General features: G+C 61.7%; 23 protein-coding genes. 13 read left to right on the top strand and 10 right to left on the bottom strand.

Annotated elements, in window-relative coordinates:
• Positions 1-88 precede the first annotated feature (88 nt).
• Positions 89-694 (top strand): histidine phosphatase family protein, encoded by a 606-nt coding sequence (locus AFE_RS00715; protein ID WP_012535988.1) that lies wholly within the window; start codon positions 89-91, stop codon positions 692-694.
• A 30-nt stretch (positions 695-724) separates the two neighbouring features.
• Here the strand turns inward: AFE_RS00715 and speE are convergent, their stop codons facing one another.
• A complete protein-coding gene (gene speE, locus AFE_RS00720; RefSeq protein ID WP_009567116.1) occupies positions 725-1,561 on the bottom strand; it encodes a polyamine aminopropyltransferase in 837 nt (278 codons plus the stop codon).
• Positions 1,562-1,676: 115 nt separating this feature from the next.
• Positions 1,677-2,078: an adenosylmethionine decarboxylase gene (gene speD / locus AFE_RS00725; RefSeq protein WP_012535989.1), complete on the bottom strand. Its 402-nt coding sequence runs from the start codon at positions 2,076-2,078 to the stop codon at positions 1,677-1,679.
• Between the two features lie 319 nt (positions 2,079-2,397).
• Between speD and AFE_RS00730 the strand changes: the two genes are divergently transcribed.
• The 8 genes from AFE_RS00730 to pdxA are packed head-to-tail and all read left to right on the top strand — an operon-like array spanning position 2,398 to position 7,626.
• Positions 2,398-3,222 carry an ABC transporter ATP-binding protein gene (locus AFE_RS00730; protein ID WP_012535990.1) on the top strand — a complete coding sequence of 275 codons (825 nt, stop codon included), beginning with the start codon at positions 2,398-2,400 and terminating at the stop codon, positions 3,220-3,222.
• 2 nt (positions 3,223-3,224) lie between these two features.
• Positions 3,225-4,007: a lipid asymmetry maintenance ABC transporter permease subunit MlaE gene (gene mlaE, locus AFE_RS00735; protein ID WP_012535991.1), complete on the top strand. Its 783-nt coding sequence runs from the start codon at positions 3,225-3,227 to the stop codon at positions 4,005-4,007.
• 14 nt (positions 4,008-4,021) lie between these two features.
• Complete coding sequence (mlaD, locus tag AFE_RS00740) at positions 4,022-4,480, top strand: outer membrane lipid asymmetry maintenance protein MlaD (protein WP_012535992.1); 459 nt, start codon at positions 4,022-4,024, stop codon at positions 4,478-4,480.
• Positions 4,481-4,496: 16 nt separating this feature from the next.
• A complete protein-coding gene (locus AFE_RS00745; protein ID WP_009563461.1) occupies positions 4,497-5,135 on the top strand; it encodes an MlaC/ttg2D family ABC transporter substrate-binding protein in 639 nt (212 codons plus the stop codon).
• The gene (locus AFE_RS00750) at positions 5,132-5,449 is read left to right on the top strand and encodes an STAS domain-containing protein (protein ID WP_009563460.1); all 318 of its coding nucleotides are present in this window, start codon (positions 5,132-5,134) and stop codon (positions 5,447-5,449) included. The genes AFE_RS00745 and AFE_RS00750 overlap by 4 nt, the downstream gene beginning before the upstream one ends.
• Positions 5,442-6,362 (top strand): ABC transporter ATP-binding protein, encoded by a 921-nt coding sequence (locus AFE_RS00755; protein WP_009563459.1) that lies wholly within the window; start codon positions 5,442-5,444, stop codon positions 6,360-6,362. Before AFE_RS00750 ends, AFE_RS00755 begins: the two co-directional genes overlap by 8 nt.
• 2 nt (positions 6,363-6,364) lie before the next feature.
• Positions 6,365-6,628: a S4 domain-containing protein gene (locus tag AFE_RS00760; protein WP_009563458.1), complete on the top strand. Its 264-nt coding sequence runs from the start codon at positions 6,365-6,367 to the stop codon at positions 6,626-6,628.
• Positions 6,625-7,626 carry a 4-hydroxythreonine-4-phosphate dehydrogenase PdxA gene (pdxA, locus tag AFE_RS00765; RefSeq protein WP_009563457.1) on the top strand — a complete coding sequence of 334 codons (1,002 nt, stop codon included), beginning with the start codon at positions 6,625-6,627 and terminating at the stop codon, positions 7,624-7,626. The genes AFE_RS00760 and pdxA overlap by 4 nt, the downstream gene beginning before the upstream one ends.
• 26 nt (positions 7,627-7,652) lie before the next feature.
• Here pdxA and AFE_RS00770 read toward each other — a convergent pair whose 3' ends face one another.
• Positions 7,653-8,207 carry an HNH endonuclease gene (locus AFE_RS00770; RefSeq protein ID WP_012535993.1) on the bottom strand — a complete coding sequence of 185 codons (555 nt, stop codon included), beginning with the start codon at positions 8,205-8,207 and terminating at the stop codon, positions 7,653-7,655.
• 62 nt (positions 8,208-8,269) lie between these two features.
• Here AFE_RS00770 and rsmA point away from each other — a divergent pair, with 62 nt between their 5' ends.
• Positions 8,270-9,076, top strand: coding sequence for a 16S rRNA (adenine(1518)-N(6)/adenine(1519)-N(6))-dimethyltransferase RsmA (gene rsmA, locus AFE_RS00775; RefSeq protein WP_012535994.1), 807 nt, complete (start codon positions 8,270-8,272; stop codon positions 9,074-9,076).
• Positions 9,073-9,540: a YbjN domain-containing protein gene (locus AFE_RS00780; protein ID WP_012535995.1), complete on the top strand. Its 468-nt coding sequence runs from the start codon at positions 9,073-9,075 to the stop codon at positions 9,538-9,540. The genes rsmA and AFE_RS00780 overlap by 4 nt, the downstream gene beginning before the upstream one ends.
• Here AFE_RS00780 and AFE_RS00785 read toward each other — a convergent pair.
• From AFE_RS00785 to AFE_RS00795, 3 genes are all read right to left on the bottom strand, one after another.
• Positions 9,506-10,339, bottom strand: a complete 834-nt coding sequence (locus AFE_RS00785) for an SPOR domain-containing protein (protein ID WP_012535996.1) — start codon at positions 10,337-10,339, stop codon at positions 9,506-9,508. The genes AFE_RS00780 and AFE_RS00785 overlap by 35 nt on opposite strands.
• 7 nt (positions 10,340-10,346) lie before the next feature.
• Positions 10,347-12,086 (bottom strand): arginine--tRNA ligase, encoded by a 1,740-nt coding sequence (gene argS / locus AFE_RS00790; protein WP_012535997.1) that lies wholly within the window; start codon positions 12,084-12,086, stop codon positions 10,347-10,349.
• Positions 12,087-12,225: 139 nt separating this feature from the next.
• Positions 12,226-13,788, bottom strand: coding sequence for an MFS transporter (locus AFE_RS00795; RefSeq protein ID WP_012535998.1), 1,563 nt, complete (start codon positions 13,786-13,788; stop codon positions 12,226-12,228).
• Between the two features lie 90 nt (positions 13,789-13,878).
• Here AFE_RS00795 and AFE_RS00800 point away from each other — a divergent pair, with 90 nt between their 5' ends.
• Complete coding sequence (locus tag AFE_RS00800; protein ID WP_012535999.1) at positions 13,879-14,772, top strand: LysR substrate-binding domain-containing protein; 894 nt, start codon at positions 13,879-13,881, stop codon at positions 14,770-14,772.
• 15 nt (positions 14,773-14,787) lie between these two features.
• Here the strand turns inward: AFE_RS00800 and prmB are convergent, their stop codons facing one another.
• Genes prmB through AFE_RS00820 form a run of 4 tightly spaced genes read right to left on the bottom strand, consistent with a single transcriptional unit; the run spans position 14,788 to position 17,636 of the window.
• The gene (prmB, locus tag AFE_RS00805; protein WP_012536000.1) at positions 14,788-15,699 is read right to left on the bottom strand and encodes a 50S ribosomal protein L3 N(5)-glutamine methyltransferase; all 912 of its coding nucleotides are present in this window, start codon (positions 15,697-15,699) and stop codon (positions 14,788-14,790) included.
• On the bottom strand, positions 15,700-16,467 hold the full coding sequence (locus tag AFE_RS00810) for an exodeoxyribonuclease III (protein WP_012536001.1): 768 nt from the start codon (positions 16,465-16,467) through the stop codon (positions 15,700-15,702). It lies immediately after the preceding gene.
• Between the two features lie 6 nt (positions 16,468-16,473).
• On the bottom strand, positions 16,474-16,758 hold the full coding sequence (locus AFE_RS00815; protein ID WP_009562598.1) for a DUF2322 family protein: 285 nt from the start codon (positions 16,756-16,758) through the stop codon (positions 16,474-16,476).
• A gap of 20 nt (positions 16,759-16,778) precedes the next feature.
• Positions 16,779-17,636 carry a 23S rRNA (adenine(2030)-N(6))-methyltransferase RlmJ gene (locus AFE_RS00820; protein ID WP_009562600.1) on the bottom strand — a complete coding sequence of 286 codons (858 nt, stop codon included), beginning with the start codon at positions 17,634-17,636 and terminating at the stop codon, positions 16,779-16,781.
• An 85-nt stretch (positions 17,637-17,721) separates the two neighbouring features.
• Here AFE_RS00820 and AFE_RS00825 point away from each other — a divergent pair, with 85 nt between their 5' ends.
• The gene (locus tag AFE_RS00825; protein ID WP_225487397.1) at positions 17,722-18,330 is read left to right on the top strand and encodes a glutathione S-transferase N-terminal domain-containing protein; all 609 of its coding nucleotides are present in this window, start codon (positions 17,722-17,724) and stop codon (positions 18,328-18,330) included.

Below are 18,330 nucleotides of genomic sequence, written 5' to 3' on the forward strand. Positions count from 1 at the left end.
AGGCTTCTTCATCGTCCCCATCCCGCCACGATCCGCAGGTTCTGGTTCTATAGTTTAGGTATTGCAGGCCACCTTCTGGAGTCTCTTCATGAGTATAGAATCCATCACGCTGGTGCGGCATGGCGCGACCGAGTGGGCGGATAGCGGCAAACACACTTCGGTGACCGACGTGGCTTTGACGGCGGAGGGACGAAAAGACGCGCAGGCGCTCTGGAACCACTTTGTGGAACAGGGGCATTTTGATGGGATCTACTCCAGTCCTATGCTGCGCGCCCATCACACGGCCATTCTCGCGGGTTTTGCGGTTCCTGAACTGCATCGGGGACTCTGTGAGTGGCGCTACGGCCGCTATGAGGGAATGACGACGGCGGAAATTCGCCGGGAAAATCCGGAATGGAGCGTTTTCCGTTGTGGCGGACCGGGTGGCGAAAGCCCGGAAGCCGTCAGTAGCCGTTGTGAGGAACTGCTGAAGGAGTGGGATGAAAAAGGCCACCGACACGTGCTGTGCTTTGCCCATGGCCACATTCTGCGGGCGCTGGCCGTCCACTGGCTAGGATTGGATCTCCGTTTCGCTGACCACCTGCACCTGGACCCGGGCAGTATTTCCCGTCTGGGTTGGGAGCACGAAGTTCCCGCCCTGCACTTATGGAATTACTGCCCTCAGCGCCCGGTCTTCGGGCCACGTCCTGGCTGATTCGGCGTTGTTTCCGGTGCTGGTGGCTGTTCAGGGCAGCAGAAAGGCCGGAGCGACCTGGGCGGCCTGCTGCATGGCAGCGTGGTAGTAACGGGTGCCAGTAAAGGCCCTGGCGGCATCGATACGGAAGGCATCCATGGCGAGACCTTTGCGTCCCAATGTTGCGCTCCACCAGCCGGAGGGATAACAGAACTGCGGGAAATACAGGCTGTTCACTGCGTCGAAGCCCGCTTCCGTCATGCGACTTTGGCATTGGCGGATGAGATCGGCGTGCAGGAGCGGCGACTCGGACTGGGCGACCAGCACGCCCTGATCGGCCAGCGCATGGTGACAGGCTGCGTAAAAGTCCGTGGCGAACAGTCCAGCCGCCGGTCCGACCGGGTCGGTGGAGTCAATGATGATCACATCGTAGCGTCCCGCTTCCGCCTCTTTGATCCAGGTAATTCCATCGGTAAAATGGAAACGGGCTCGGGGATCCTGGTTGTTCTCGCAGAGTTCCGGGAAAAAACGCTCGGCGACGCGGGTAACCCGCTCATCCAGTTCCACCTGCACGGCTTCTTCCACTTCCCGATGGCGCAGCACCTCGCGCAGGGTGCCGCAGTCACCGCCGCCGATGATCAGCACCCGTTTCGGTGCCGGGTGGGTAAAGAGGGCCGGATGGCTCATCATTTCGTGATAGAGGAAATTGTCGCGGTCAGTGACCATGACCAGACCGTCCAGGGTCATGAGGGTGCCGAACTGTTCGGTCTCGAAGATTTCTATATTTTGATAAGGGCTTTGCTCACGATGCAGCACTTCGCGGATTTTCAGGCTCAATGCCGCGCCGTGCTCTTCATAGCGCTCGGTATACCACAGTTCTGTGCTCATAACCGCCTCTCTCAACGGGGATGGTGGGGTGTCCGCAGGAATTCTGCGGAAGATACGGGCAAAAGAAAAGGGTGGACCGCTGATTCCGGTCCACCCGTTACCGCTGTGAGTCATCTCAAGCGCAGAGAGCCGGCTTGACGCGCAACTCATGGGCAGGAACGCCCATCATATCCACTTGCCCGCGCTTCATCTCCATGGTGGAGACTTGCCCGGCGCCAAAGGCTTCCTTGAGATAATTCAAGGCATCCTCGGGCTGGATGATATCGCCGCAGGTGAAAACATCCACCGCTGCGTAACCATATTCCGGCCAGGTATGAATGGCCAGATGCGACTCGGCGACGATAACGGCGCCGCTTACCCCGTAGGGTGAGAAGTGGTGAAAAGTTTGCGTCACGATGGTGCAGTTGGCACGCCGGGCGGCCTCGAGCATGGCATCCGTAACAAAATCAACATCAGACAAGGTACTGCCGTCACAGTGATAAAAATCTGCAACGATTTGATGTCCCAATGAGCGCATAGGTGCCCCCCTTACCAAAGTTAAAAAAGGTTAAGAAGTAGCTCCCGTGCACCCCCAGACAGTACTTGGTTTTATGCCCTACCTTGCTGGAACGATGCATTGCTCCAAGTCTCTTAAGGACTGACCCCCTTAGTAACTGCTTTCGGTGCCGTGGAAACAGAACGCGAACTATACGCTTATATGCCGGGGATGCAAGGGTTTTCTGCGCACGGCGACGTGCGGATTTTCTAGGGTTTCCCGCTATTTCAATCGCAATCTGGCCCCATCCTGACCGTTCGGTTTATACTGCGCCTCATGACTGCGAACACAGAGAGTGCCCATGGCCGCTGAGGCTCTTGTCGAACTGGAAAACGTGCACTTTGCCCGGGGCCCGCACACGGTCCTGGACGGCGTGGGTCTGCGTATCACCCAGGGGGCCATCGTATCTATCATGGGGGCGAGCGGCGGTGGCAAGACGACCCTGCTCAACCTGATGGCCGGTACCCTCGCGCCACAGGCCGGGCGAATACGAGTGGCGGGTCAGGATCTGCAGGCTCTGAACTTTGAGGACCTGTACCGTCTGCGTCGACGTATGGGCATGCTTTTTCAGCACAGCGCCCTGTTTACGGATTTCAGCGCCTTTGAGAATGTCGCCTTTCCCCTGCGCCGCCACTTCCGGCTGGACGAGAGCGTTCTGCGCAAGCTGGTGCTGATGAAACTGGAGGCGGTGGGGTTGCGCGGAGCGGCCGGATTGATGCCCGCCGAGCTCTCCGGTGGCATGGGTCGGCGGGTGGCGCTGGCTCGTGCCATGGTGATGGACCCGATGCTGATTTTTTACGATGAGCCGTTTACCGGCCTGGACCCCATCAGTGTGGGGATTATTGCGACCCTGATCCGCCGCCTCAATGACGCCCTTGGCGCGACGAGCATCCTCGTCAGCCACGATGTGCAGGAGACTTTTTCCATCGCGGATTACGGTTACATCCTCGCGGGCGGCAAAATCATTGCCGAAGGTACGCCAGATGCCCTGCGGACCAGTGATTCGGAACTGGCACGGCAGTTTCTCGGGGGTAAGCCCGATGGGCCGGTTCCCTTCCACTACCCGGCGAAAGATGACTATGCTACTGCCCTGACCGGGGTATGGGCAGCGGGCGAGGCGATTTAAACATGGCTTTTATGGAATTCATACCCAATCTGGGGCGGCGGACCCTGCGCACGGTACCCAATCTGGGCACCGCGTCACGCTTTTTGCTGCTGAGCCTGTTTGCGGTAGCGAACCGTCATTTTAGCATTCAGCAACTGCTCAAACAGGTATACGGCTTTGGGGTGCGGTCGCTGCTGCTGATGATGGTCGCCGCATTTTTCACAGGTATGGTGCTGGGTTTTCAGGGGTATTATGCGCTGGTGCGTTTCGGTGCGACCTCCGCGCTGGGCACCCTGGTCGCCCTGTCGCTCCTGCGCGAACTGGGGCCCGTACTCACGGCGTTGCTCTTCGCGGGGCGGGCGGGCTCGGCGCTGACCGCCGAAATCAGTTCCATGAAGGCGACCGAGCAACTGAGTGCCATGGAAATGATGGCGGTCAATCCGCTCGCCTGGGTCGTGGCACCCCGGCTTTGGGCCGGGATCCTCGTCGTGCCGATCCTCTGCGTTATTTTTGACCTGGTCGGCATTTTTGGCGGATACCTCATTTCGGTGCCGGTGCTGGGTGTGGACGGTGGCACTTTCTGGGCGCAGATGCAGTCCAACGTAGCGTTTTCCGGAGATATCCTGACCGGACTGTTCAAGGCCCTCTGCTTCGGACTGGTGGTGACCTGGATTGCCGCCTGGCAGGGTTACGCCGCTCAGCCCACCGCGGAGGGCGTGGGTAATGCCACAACCATCAGCGTGGTGACGGCGTCACTGGCGGTGCTTGGGCTGGATTTCATTCTCACGGCTTTTTTATTCACCTGAGGGGTAGAGGACGCATGGAAAAACGGGCGATAGACTGGTGGGTGGGCATCTTCGTGCTCCTCGGTATCGCTGCTCTGGTAGTATTGGCGCTGCGCGTGGGCAACCTCTCTGGCTTCGCCTACAACGACGGTTATGTGCTGCATGCGGATTTCTCCAATGTCGGCAGCCTGAAACCGCGCAGCCCGGTGAAACTGGGCGGCGTTACCATTGGCGAGGTGACCCACATCGGCATGAACCCCAAGACCTTCATGGCGAAGGTGACGATGCGGATCGAACCGCAGGTGAAGTTGCCGACGGATACGGGGGCGTCCATCTACACCGAGGGGCTTCTGGGCGAACAGTATGTCTCTATTCAGCCGGGCGGCATGCCTCAGGATCTACAGCCGGGTGGTACCATTACCATGACGCAAAGCGCTGTCAATATCGATCAGCTTATCGGCCAGATGGTCTTCAGTAAGGCCTCGGGCAAGTAAATAGGGAGGATTCTGTATGCGTCAAATTTCGTTTGTTGCTCTGCTTGTTGTGCTGTTGACCTGGACCCTTCCCGCTGCTGCCGAAGATACCCAGGGGGCGGTAACGGTCGTTCAGCAGCTTACCAACAGTGTCCTGAAGGTGTTACGCTCGAACGAAGGCAAGCCCATCACGCCGTCCGTGAAGAAGGAAGTGGCCGATATCGTCCTGCCGCACATGGATTTTACCACCATGTCGCAATATGTGATGGCGCAATACTGGCGGCAGATGAGCCCGGCGCAGCAGCAGGAGTTTGTAGCGCTGTTCAAGGATCTCCTGGTGCGCACCTACAGCAATTCGCTCAACCATTATCATGGACAGACCGTAAGAATCACCGGCAGCCAGCAGATCTCCCAGAATCCGCCGGTGGCTCAGGTGAATATGGTGATCCGTCAGAACGGCGGTGGACCGGATGTTCCGGTGATCTACGCCCTGCTCTATACCAACAACACCTGGCGGATCTACAACACCTACATCGACGGGGTCAGCATGGTGCTGAACTACCGGCAAAGCTTTGGCCAGATCGCCGCGAGCCGCGGGATCCCCGCCTTGTTGCAGGACATGAAAGCCAAGGATGACGTAGGCGGCGCGCCAGACAAAAGGGCGGCCGCCGCTTGAGCGCAGCGAACTCCTGGGAGCGGCGGACGGTCGACGGTGCTGGCTGGCTGTTCCTCCGGGGGGACTGGCGGGTGGCACAGTTGGATAAGGCCCTTCAGTTCTTTTCGTGGGCGAAGGACGGTCGGGATTGTACGGAGATTTCCGTCGCGGAGCTGGATGCGGCAGACAGCGCCACCCTCGCCGTGCTGTTGGAGTGGACTCAGCAGGCCGCCGGGCGTGGCGTTCCGCTGCGTATTCATGGGGCATCTCCCAAGCTGCGGGAACTGGCAAGCTTGTACAGTCTGCAGGATATTCTGCCCCTTTGCCATGATTGATTCCCTGGCCATTCACATCGCCGGGTTGCGCAAGCTCTACGGGAGCGGGCATCTGGCCCTGGCGGGTGTGGACCTGGATGTGCATGCCGGAGAATTTTTTGGGCTGCTGGGTCCCAATGGCGCGGGCAAGTCTTCGCTGATCAACATCCTGGCCGGGACTGTGCGCCGTTCCAGCGGCGTGGCGGAGATATTCGGCTTTGACGTGGAGCAGGATTTTCGCCGAAGTCGTCGGTTGTTGGGCGTCGTACCGCAGGAACTGGCCTATGACCCGTTTTTTACCGTGCGGGAATTCCTGCGTATGCAATCGGGTTATTTCGGGCTGCGTCATAATGAGGACTGGCTGGATGAACTGATGGCGGAGCTGGATCTGACGGACAAGGCCGATACCAATTTGCGCGCCTTGTCCGGCGGTATGAAGCGGCGGGTGCTCATCGCCCAGGCTTTGGTACACAAGCCCCCGGTGGTGGTGCTGGATGAGCCGACCGCCGGGGTGGATGTGGAGCTCCGGCAGGGTCTCTGGCGTTTCATGCGGCGGTATAATGAGGAGGGTCACACGGTCATCCTCACTACCCATTATCTGGAAGAGGCCGAAGAGCTTTGTCAGCGAATCGCCATTCTCCAGCAGGGGCGACTCGTTGCCCTGGATAGCAAGGATGAATTGCTGCGTAGCACCGGCTGGCGGGTACTGACGGTGACTTTCGATCGCGATCCGGGCACACTTCCTCCCGAGTTGGCAGACCTGCTGACGGGTGCCGCAGAAAATACCCGGGTACTCAGAATCGACGCCCACAGCAACCCGTTGGGGGACGTCCTGATACGGTTGCAGGCACTGCCCGCCCAGATCGTGGATCTGCACCTGCAGGAACCGCGCCTGGAAGACGCATTTACGGATATTCTTGGACAAGGGCGTTAAGCTTGGCAGGCCATTTGCGCATCGATCTTTTCCTCAAGATGTCACGTCTGATCAAGCGGCGCAGTCTGGCCAAGGAAATCTGCGATGCCGGTTGTGTGCAGATCAACGGGCGGGTCGCCAAAGCGGGGGCGTTGGTGCAGGTGGATGATGTGTTGACCATGGATATTCGTGACCGTCTCCTGCGGGTGCGGGTCTTGCGTATTCCGCAGCGGATCGAAGGGCCGGAAGGGGTGGTGGAAGTGCTGCCCGGGGAGGTTGAGGAATGATCACGGAGCCACGTTTGCTGCTGACCGTGGGGGAACCCGCGGGTATTGGTCCGGATATCTGTTTGCAACTGGCCTTCCATGCCCTGCCCTCGGGGGTGCTGCTCATCGGGGATCTGCACTGTCTGCGCAGCCGCGCCCTGACTTTGGGCTTGTCGCTGCGACTGGAGCCCTGGCTGGAAGGCAATCCCTGGCCGGCGCTGGAAAGGGGCGTGTTGCATGTGCTGGATGTGCCCCTGGCTCAGCCTTGTCGGCCCGGTCGTCTGGATATGGCCAATGCGCCGGCGGTACTGGCTACTCTGGATAAGGCGATGCATCTGCTACGGGCAGGTGCCGCGGATGCGCTGGTGACGGCCCCGGTGCACAAGGGCATCATCAACGACGCGGGGATTCCCTTTACCGGACATACGGAATATCTCGCGGCAGCGTGTGGCAGCCCGAAGGTGGTCATGCTGCTCGCCGGTCGCGGCTTGCGGGTGGCACTGGCAACGACGCATCTGCCGTTGGCGCAAGTGGCGGCGGCCGTTACCCAGGAGGGGCTGGAGGGCACGCTGCGCATTCTGCACCGGGCGTTGCGCGAAGACTTCGCGCTCTCGGAACCCCGTATTCTGGTCGCCGGCCTGAATCCCCATGCCGGGGAGGGCGGGCATCTGGGGCACGAGGAGCAGGATGTCATTGCGCCGGTAATAGCGGCCCTGCAGGGAGAAAGTCTGCGGATCAGCGGTCCGTGGCCGGCCGATACGCTGTTTACCCCGCGCCTGCTCGAAGATGCCGATGCGGTACTGGCCATGTATCATGATCAGGGCCTGCCGGTACTGAAGTACCATGCCTTCGGTGAGGCGGTGAATATTACTCTGGGCTTGCCCATCGTGCGCACCAGTGTGGACCACGGCACGGCGCTGGACATCGCGGGCACAGGCCGGGCAGAAGGCGGCAGCCTGCTCCGGGCCCTGGACAATGCTGCGGAAATCGTTCGCAACCGGCGCGCCGCCGGTTGCTGATGTCTGCGGCGCGCCGATCTGCAGGCTCAAAAAACGCGATGGCGTCCTTCCGGCACCTGGGCGATCAGGAACTCCATCTGATCGGCGAGAATGCGCCGGTTACTGAGCAGCAGATATTCGGCCCAGGTCGGAGTAAAAGGCACCGCGAGCAGCGGCATATGGGCCTCCTCGGGGGTGCGATTGTCCTTGCGGCTGTTGCAACTGCGGCAGGCAGTCACCACGTTGGTCCAGATATCCCTGCCCTTGCGGGAGATGGGAATGATGTGGTCACGGGTGAGTTCGCGGAGAGGGAAATGTTTGCCACAGTACATGCAGAGATGATGATCGCGATGGAACAAGGTCTGATTGGACAGGGCCGGAGGCCGAATCTTGCCCTGATGGCGACCGCGGACGGCGATGACCGGATGAATGTCGAGTTGCGAGAGGACACCACTGCGGCGGCAGATGCCGCCGTGGGCGGTAAAGAAAGGACTCCCCAGTGTCCAGGCAACGTTACCCCGGACATAATGGGCCGCGGCTTCTTCCCAGGTTTCCCAGGCCATGGGACGACCACCGACGTCAAGGCGCAGCACGAGGTGCATAGACTTTCCGTTTCGCATCGCCTACTGGAGGCGTCGACCGAATATAGCATGAAGATGCGCTGATGATGCAAGAGGGGGGGCTGCCGCGCGCCAAAAAGCGTTTCGGGCAGAATTTTTTGGTTCAGCCGCAGATTGTCGAGCGCATTGTGGCGGCTATCCGCCCGGCGTCCGGCGATCATCTGGTGGAGATCGGGCCGGGGCCGGGGGCGCTGACCAAGTCCCTGCTGCGCCTCTTGCCGCAGTTCACGGTGGTGGAACTGGATCGGGATATGATTGCCGGTTTACGCGCACTCGCGCCACCGGAGCAGTTGCGGGTCTTGCAGGCCGATGCACTGGAGGTCGACTTCGCGGCGCTGGCCGGCGCCGGGAATGCCCTGCGGATAGTCGGCAACCTCCCCTACAACGTGGCGACACCGCTGATTTTCCATATTCTGGAACACGCAGAACAGGTGCGGGATATGCACTTCATGCTGCAAAAAGAGGTGGTGGACCGGGTGGTGGCGATGCCGGGAAGCAAGGCGTACGGACGGCTTTCGGTGATGATACAGGCGTACTGCGCGGTGGAATCCCTGTTCACGGTGGCCCCGGGGAATTTCTTTCCGGTGCCCAAGGTGGATTCGGCCTTCATGCGTCTGATACCGCATCGTCCGGGGTTGCTGCCCCCGCACCTGCAGGCGCCCTTCGCACGGATTGTGGCCACCAGTTTTGCCCAGCGCCGCAAGACTCTCGCCAATAATCTGCGCGGCATTTTGAGTGCGGACGACTTGCGGGGTTTGCAGATCGATCCCGGCAGCCGTGCCGAGACGCTGGATCAGGCCGCCTTTTTTCGCCTCGCCGAGGCCACCGTTGAACAGGGAAACCGATCATGAATCATTTGGAAGTTGCCGAGAAGCTGTTTGCCGAACTGGAATGGGAAGCGAAAACGCTGCCCGATTATCCGGTTCTCACTTGCGCGGTGCAGGTACCCAATGGCGTTCTGGATATTTTTTGCCATGTGCATGGCGAACGGGAGCGTATCCTGTTTTACTTGCGTCCCCAGAATCTGGAGATAACGATGGAAAAACGCCTGGCGGTGGCGGAGTTTCTGACTCGGGCCAACTATGGGCTGGCTCTGGGTAACTTTGAGCTCGATATGGAGGATGGAGAAATCAACTTCAAGACGATTCTCCAGGCGCCTCTCACGGTGTTGAGCACTACCCTGCTGCGTCCTTATCTGCTGGTTGGCGTAGAGACCATCAACCACTATCTGCCAGGGCTGGAACGGGTGCTGAGTGGCCAGGAAACCCCGGCTGCCGCGATTAAGGCGCTGGAGATTGCGACAGCGGTACATTGACCCCGGAGCCGATGATTCCGCTGCCCAGCAGCAGCGGGGTGATGCCCATGCCGCGGATTTTGGCAAGGGTGGGCTGGGCCGCTGCCAGAGAATCGAAGGTGTTGGTGCGGAGCCGGTAGAGGGTGCTGTTATCGCCCGCTTCCGCCTTTTCCATCTGGGTGCTGACCCCCAGCAGGGCGAGGCGATCGCGCAGGACGACGGCGGCGGCGCGGTTGGTGAAGGCGCCCACCTGAATGGTCACCGGCTGATGAACGACACTGGTACTGCTGGCGGTCGCTGCACTGGGGATGCCGGGACCGCTGCCGAGGATGTCGGCAGGAATATCCACATGCATGGCGGGCAATATCTGATAAAAATTGAAATCGACGCCGCTGCGGGTGGCGGCTGTGGAGGTCGCGGAAGCCGCAGCGGAGGTGGCGACGGTGAGCGGGCCGCCCCGCGAGGAGAGTGCAGCCGCGCTAATCGGTACGGGTGCTGACGGTCGGGTGGTTGCCGGGCTGTCAGGCGGTTTCTGCCCGGTCGCCGCCGCGTTGTTGCGGGATGTCGCCGCCGTCGATGCTTCCGTCCCGCTACGGGACAGGCCTGGCCTGCCGGTGGCGATGGGGATCTGTGCGATCCACCACCAGACCCCCGCACTCAGCGCGATCACCAGAAGCAGCAACACCCAGGGCCAGTGCCGTGCCCGAGGGGACGGTGTTTCCTCGGCATCATCTTCCGGAGTTACCCGCTGTCGTGGCGGGACGGGCGGGCGCGGCTCCTGCACTTGCGGGCGGCTGGTCTGATTTTTGTAGTCGCGCATGGTCCTTTTACATCTGTTCCGGCGCGCTGACGCCAAGCAGTCGTAACCCATTGGCAATACTCTGTGCGACGGCCAGACAAAGCGTCAGGCGGGCGTGGCGTAGCGGTGTTTCCTCCACCAGAATTCGGGTCGAATTGTAGTAGGTGTGGAAGGCTGCCGCCAACTCCCTGAGGTAGAAGGCGATCTGGTGCGGTTCGCGATCCCGGGCCGCCGTGGCCACTACTTCCGGGAAGCGCCAGAGGGCGTCGGCAAGCGCGATTTCGCGGGACTCCTGCAGAATTTCCAGACCGACGCCGTCTGCTGGCGGCAGGCTGAGTCCCTTTTCTACCGACTGGCGCAGCAGGGAATAGACCCGGGCGTGGGCATACTGGATATAAAATACCGGGTTTTCCTCGGAGTGCTTTTTGGCCAGTTCCAGATCAAAGTCCAGATGCTGGTCGGCGCGGCGCAGCACATAGAAGAAGCGCGCGGCATCATTGCCCACTTCCTCGCGCAGTTCACGGAGGGTGACAAACTCGCCGGCGCGGGTAGACATGGAGATCTTTTCCGTACCGCGATAGAGGATGGCGAACTGGACGAGGACGACTTCCAGTTGCTGGTCGTCGAGGCCGAGGGCGCGCAGGGCGGCCTTGACCCTGGGCACATAGCCGTGATGGTCCGCACCCCACATGTCGATGACGTGGGTGAAGCCGCGGGCAAATTTTTCGGCATGGTAGGCCACATCGGAGGCAAAGTAGGTATAGGCGCCATTGTCGCGACGCAGAACCCGGTCCTTGTCGTCATCAAAGGCGGTGGCACGGAACCAGAGGGCGCCTTCCTGGGTATAACAGTGTCCGGCCTTTTCGAGGGCCGCGACGGCGCTATCGACCGCCCCCGTATCCATCAGGCTGCCCTCGGAATACCAGCGTTCGTAATGCACGCCAAAGCCCTCCAGGTCGTCACGGATGTCGGCGAGAATCTCGTCCAGTCCGGCGCTGTGCAAGGTGCGATAGTCTTCGCCGAGCGACTGCTTCAGGTGGGCGATGAGGGTGTCGATGGCGATATCACCGTCGCTCATCTGGGGCAGGTTCGGTAATCCGACCGCCGCGTGCCGTAAGCGGTCGCCGACCTGCTCCCGGAGATGGGCCGCTATTTCACGCACATAGTCGCCGCGATAACCGTTCTCCGGGAAGGGCCAGGGCAGCGCCTTGTCGGCTTCGAGATAGCGCAGGTAGACGCTGGCCGCGAGAATGTCCATTTGCCGCCCGGCGTCGTTGACATAGTATTCGCAAAAGATGTCGAAGCCGTTAAAGCGGAGGATGTTGGCGAGGCTGGCGCCATAGGCGGCGCCGCGCCCATGCCCGACGTGCAGGGGGCCGGTGGGATTGGCGGAGACGAACTCCATTTGCAGGCGCTGGCCGGCGCCGTTCCGGTTGGCACCGAAGTGCTCTTTTTCGGTGCGTACCCGATGGATGACGGCGTGAAAGGCGGCAGGCTGCAAAAAGAAATTGATGAAGCCGGGACCGGCAATCTCGGTGCGGGCGATCCAGTCCGAGGCAGGCAGGGCCGCGACGATGTCGTCGGCGATGTCCCGGGGCTTGCGCCCGACCGCTTTGGCGAGGAGCAGGGCGACGTTGCTGGCGAGATGGCCGTGTTCCACCTGCTTGGGGCGATCCAGCTCCAGGGTGGCGGGAATCCCTGGAATGCGGCCCTGGGCGTGGAGTTGTTGAAGCGCCCCTTGCAGGGCCTGGCTGACAAATGCTTTCACAGGGCTACCTTATGCACGAAATTTTTGCCTTAGTGTAACCGAAGCAAACATTTTACGGCAGAGGTGGTGTGTTCTGGATACTCTGCCGGCATAACCGCAGATCTGCTTCCCTTGTCCGGAAGGTGGTGGCCGCCTCGCCTCAGGAAGATATGCCCGCGCCCTCCCCCATTGGCGCACCGGCCGTTATGGGAAACTCGTCCTCTTCCTCCTCCACATAATTGCGCGGACCGTCGGTGCTGCGCAGGGTGCTGGGCGGAATGATAAAGACGTAGGCGGCTATGGCGGCTGCCAGGCAGGCCCACATGGACAGGCGCAGCAGGTTGTCGATGCTCAGGGTGCCTGCCTGCGCGCTGATCAGGGCGTGCAGGTGCTGAGCTGAGAGTGTGGTGTGCCCGCCAAAGCGACTGACATGGCTACGCAGGTGGTCGCCAGCAAGGGCGCTGTAACGGGTCCAGTAGACGCTCAGCAGGCTCACCCCGATGTTGGCGCTGAAGACGCGAATGAAATTGCTGGTGGTGGCTGCTGACGGAATTTCCTGGGCACTGAGGCCGGAGAGAATCACCATGGTGAGCGGTACGAAGAGCATGCCCACCCCCATGCCGATGAACAGCACCGGCCAGAACAGGTCGCCCAGGCTGCTGATGGGACTGAGATAGGCGCTGCCGTAGGCGAAGGCAAAAATGGCAAAGCAGAGGGTCGTCAGACGGCGCAGGCCCAATAATCCGTGCAGGCGGTCCATCAGGGTCGACAAGGGGATGGCGCCGAGGGCAAGGGGAACGAGCACCGCACTCCCCCAGAACCCGTTGAAACCGAGTGTTTCCTCCGCCCAGAGGGGCAGCAGGGAGGCCCAGCCCATGAACATGGCCCAGCCCAGGCACAGCAGCAGCAGCCCCAGCCAGTAATTGCGCCGACGCAAAAAGTGCAGTTGCAGCAGGGGATGGCGGGTCTCGCTTTCGCGCCAGGCAAAGAGCAGCAGGAAGATGAAAGCGAACAGGGTCGTTTTCAGGATGAAGGCCGAATGCCACCAGCCGTACTGCTCGCCCTGATCCAGTACTACCTGCATGCTCATCAGTCCGCCGTAGAGCAGGCCGAAACCCCAGCCGTCGAAGGGCGGCGTCCGGGGGTCACCGCGATCTTTGGGAACGCCCGCGCTGCCCAGAAACAGGGCGACGCCCCAGATCGGCAAGGACAGCAGAAAAATGCTGCGATAACCGAGTTCTGTCGCCAGCAGGCCGCCAATGGCCGGCCCGAAGAAAAATGGCACCAGCATGGCGTTGCTCCAGAAGATGGTGACCATGCCGTGGTGCGCTTTCGGACTGTGGCGTAAAAAGAGGCTCTGGCTGAGGGGGACAAGAATTCCTGCGGCGATACCCTGCAGGGCGCGGGACAGCAGCATGATCCAGAGATTGTCGGTCACCGCACTGATGAGGGTACCCGCCATGGCCACGATAACCGCCACCTGAAAGACGCGGCGCATGCCGAAGCGGGCGGTTGTCCACGGCATCAGGGAGATCCCCAGTGACCAGTGAACGATAAAGTAGGTGAGAGTCCAGAGGGCGTGATCGCTGCTGGTGGAGAGGCCGCCCGCGACGTAGGGAAAAATGCCCTGTAGCGCGGCGCCATCGAAAGAGCCCATGCCAAGGGCAAGGCCAACCCCCGCGAAGAGGGGCCAGATTTGGGAGAGGGATGGTAATGTTTCCACGCCGTGGGATCCTCGAAAGTTGCCATAATTTAACGTCAACACTAATATTCAACTAATAGATTGATTTATGTTGATTCATCGGAAATACCAATGAGAATTCATGCAGAAGAATTGCTGACCTTTCTGGCGGTGGCGGAGGCTGGGGGGGTAGGGGCCGGAGCACAGATCCTGCGGCGCAGCCAGCCTGCGGTTTCCGAGCGGTTGCGCGCACTGCAGGCCGCGGTCGGTGAGCCCCTGTACCAGCGTGCCGGGAGGGGCATCCGTCTGACCGCCGCGGGGGAGTCCCTGTTGCCCTATGCCCGTCGCCTGCGGGAAGGTCTCGGCGAAGTGGAAAACTGGTCGGCGCGGCGGCATGCACTGCAGGAAGGAAGCCTGCGCATCGCGGCCAGCAATACCGTGGCGAATTACTTTCTCATGGAGCATCTGGCGCGTTTTCGCGGACGCTATCCCGGCGTTCAACTGCAACTCAGGACCGGACCGCTGACCGACAACCTGCCGTTGAGCGCCTGGGATTTACTCTTCACCGAAGAGCAGATCGAGCGCAGTGGCTTGCCGCCGCATATGGAGTTGGAGGCTTGGCGGGAGGATGAACTGGTGGCGATCCTTCCCCAGGATCATCCCTGGGTGCGGGCGGGCCGGGGATGGGTACGCTGGGAGGAGGTGCTGGCGGAGCCCATCGTCTGGCGCGAGCCGTATTCGGGGATCCGCCGGCGGGTGGAGGCGGCCATTGTCCGTGCCGGATTGCGTGCGCGCTACAGCGTCGAGGTGACTGGGGTGGAGGCGTTGCGAGACGCCGTCGCCGCCGGGCTGGGCATAGGCTTCGCTTCGGTAGAGGCCTTGGATAAGGTGCGCTGGCCGCTGGCTTCCCTGCGCCTCGATCCGCCCCATGGCCTGTTCTGGACCCTGTACCTCATGCGCCCTCAGGCCGATTTTCAGTCGCGGGCGGTGCGCGCTTTCCTGGACCTGCTGGCGACGCCGGACTGAGGCTGCGCAGGATGCCTAAAATCCGCCGTCGGCCGCGGCTACCACTAGAAAGGCGCCGGAACCTCCGGCCGGATGTTCCAGCCAGATCAGGGGCAGGTCGGGACGGCGGCGGATGAGGGCTTCTTCGGCATCGCCGGTTTCTACCACGAGGACGCCGCCCCCCTCCAGGTGATGTGGTGCTTGCTCCAGAAGGGGGAGCAGGCAGTCCAGACCATCCTCACCGGCGGCCAGGGCGAGACGAGGCTCGTGCCGGTATTCCGGGGTCAATTCCGCCATGGCTATCGCGTCCACATAGGGCGGGTTGCTGAGAATCAGGTCATAGCGTCGTCCCTCCAGAGCGGCAAAGAGGTCGGACTGATGCAGATGCACACGGTCTTCCAGACCGTAACGCCGGATATTGGCGTGTGCCACGGAGAGGGCATCTGCAGAGATGTCCACTGCATCCACTTCCGCCTCCGGAAAGCGCAGGGCCAGGGTAATGGCCATGCAGCCGGAGCCCGTGCCGATCTCCAGAATGCGGCGCACCTGCGACGCCTCTACCCAGGGCGCGAAGCCCTCCTCGATGAAAGGTTCGAGCAGGCTGCGGGGGATGAGGACACGTTCATCGACGCTGAAACGCAGTCCCGCGAACCAGGCTTCGCCGGTAATATAGGCGGCGGGCCGACGGAGTATTTCCCTTTGATAGAAGTGCTTGAAGATCGTGGTTTTTTCGCGGTCCAGCAGGCGTGCCGCGCCGAGTTCCCCAAGGTCTTCCGGCTCGAGGTGCAGTGCCGCGGCCAGGAGCGCGTCGGCTTCGCCGCGGGGTTGCTGCTGGCCCTGACTGAAATCGAGCCCTGCGGCGGCAAAACGGCTGGCGCCCCAGCGCCGGAAATCGGTGATCGTCTGCAGCGTGTCGCCGGCGAGGGCGATGTATTGTTCCAGGTTCATTCAATCCAACTCCAGCCAGACCGGGCAATGATCGGAGCCGGTCACATCGGTGGCGATCCCCGCTCCGCGCAGGCGCGGCAACAGGCTCTCATGTATCCAGAAATAATCGAGGCGCCAGCCAATATTGCGGGCGCGGGCGTCGGTGCGCTGACTCCACCAGGAATACTCCACGGCATCCGGGTGAAGGTGGCGGAAGCTGTCCACCCAGCCCGCCGCTGCCCATTGGTCCAGACAGGCCCTTTCCTCGGGGAGAAAACCGGATATTCTCGCGTTTTCTTTGGGGCGTGCAAGGTCGATGGCCTGATGGGCGGTGTTGACGTCGCCACAGAATACCACCGCCCGGCCGGCGGCGACCCGCGCGTTGATCAGTTCCAGGAAGGCGGCATAGAAATCCAGCTTGAAGGCGAGGCGTTCCGTATCCTTCTTGCCGTTGGGAAAGTAGACGTTATACAGGTCGAAATCACCGCAGTCGGTGACGACCACGCGCCCCTCCCGGTCGAAGCGCGGGATGCCCAGGCCCGTTGTCAGCGGCCGGCAGGGCGCTCTGCTGAAGGTGGCGACGCCGCTGTAACCCGGGCGTTCAGCGACCGCCCAGCGGGCATCGTAACCATCCAGTGCGGTTTCCGTCGCCGGCAGGCGGTCCGGGTCGGCCTTGATTTCCTGGAAGCAGAGCGCATCCGCCTGCACCGTCGCGACCCATTCGCGCAACCCTTTGCGACAGGCGGCGCGCCAGCCGTTCACGTTCCAGCTATACAGGCGCATGGCCATGACCACTCAACGCGTCACCCGCACCGCCAGAAAGTCCCCTTCCGCCAGCACCCGTTCCAGGATGGCCCGCCCCGCATCACCGGCGGGACCCGCTGCGGCGAGCAGGGCGAGCCCTTCCCGCGCTGCCGTCGGACTGATGACGCCATGGCGCAGTGCCAGTTGATAGAGTACGGCAACACTGATTTCCTGGTCGGGTTGTTTGACCAGTTCTCCCTGGAGCTGTGCGAGGGGGCCGCCATACAGAAGCAGCTTGCACACATGGTCGATATTGGGCAGCGTCGTGGTACTCATGGTGGTTCCTTGTTGATAAGTCATCCGTTAAAGTGCACTGGCGGTTTCGGTGCTGGCCCCGGCCAGCCCTGGCAACGCAGGGACCACAACCCACCACCTTGCGGCGCACTGAGCAGTGGACCCAATTCCGTCAGTGCGGCGGCCAGTGCCTCGCGCAGACCCCAGGGTGGGTTCACCACGATCAGTCCGCTGCCGAAAAGCTGTTCCCGACCCTCTTCCGGCATCTGCAGCAGTTCGCAGGCAAAGGCGGGCAGACGCTCGCGCAACGCCTGCCACAGGCGGGTGATCGTACCGCGGATTTTCACCGGGTACCAGACGAGATACACCCCCTGCGGCCAGCGTTGATAGGCGCGGATCAGGGTGTCCGTAAGGCGCTCCCATTCATCCCTGCGTTCAAAAGGCGGATCGATGAGGACCAGCCCGCGTTTTTCCGGCGGGGGGATCTGCCCGAACAGGGTGCGATAGCCGTCTTCACCGACGACGCTGGTATGGGCCCGTTTCCCTATCGCCTTGCGCAGGCGTGTCGCGACTTCCGGCTGTTCCTCGCAGAGCACCATCCGGTCGGTCGGCCGGAGCAGTGCGGCCGCGAGGGCTGGCGAGCCGGGATAGTGGCGCAACGTGCCGTCAGCATTCTCATTGCTGACGATCTTCAACCATGCGCCCGCATGTGGCAGGCTCCGTCGGTCTGCCCACAGGCGCGAAACACCCTGCAGGTGTTCCCCCTGTGTTCCCAGGGCATATCGCCCTGCTCCGGCATGGGTCTCGATATAGGCAAGGGGGCTGTCCTTGCGGACCAGGGTTTGCAAGGTGAGGCTCAGGGCCAGATGCTTGACGCAGTCGGCGGTGTTGCCCGCGTGATATTGATGGTCATAATTCATGGCGCGCTGGTCTTTCCGGGGTTGGCTTGGGGCGATGCTTTCGTCATGATAACAGATAGCGGTCGGACTCGGCAGAAAAGGAGAGATGACGATGCGACTTTATGCGACGCAGACCAGTCCCTATGCCCGGAAAGTGCATATCGCGCTGCTGGAAAAAAACATCCCCTGTGATGTGGAGTGGGTGGATCTCCGCGCTCCCGGCCACGCGGCCCTGGAGCACAACCCCCTGGGCAAGATCCCCGTGCTGGTGCGGGATGACGGTTCGTCGGTATATGATTCCGCAGTGATCATCCAGTACCTGGAAGTCCTGCGTCCGGAACCTGCCATCATCCCCCACGACCCCGAAGCCCGCATCGAGGCATTGCGGATCGAGGCGCTGGCGAGCGGCATCATGGATACGACCATTGCCTGGGTGCTGGAGCAGCGCCATGCCAGTGATTGCCAGGATGCCGCCATGCTGCAGCGCGCCCGTGGCAAGATCCTTGCCGCCTTGGCGATGCTCCAGGAAGAGACGGACGCATGGCAGGATGCCGGCACCGTGTCGGTGCTGACTCTGGCGCAGATTGCGACGGTCGCGGCCGTGGGTTACGTTGATCTGCGTGTGCCGGATTTCCTGGTGCAATTCCCGGATTTGACGACCTGGATGCACACCATGCGCCTGCGCCCCAGCGTCAGCGCCACGGCCCCCCGGTAA

The organism is Acidithiobacillus ferrooxidans ATCC 23270 (assembly GCF_000021485.1).
GTDB classification, from domain to species: Bacteria; Pseudomonadota; Gammaproteobacteria; order Acidithiobacillales; family Acidithiobacillaceae; genus Acidithiobacillus; species Acidithiobacillus ferrooxidans.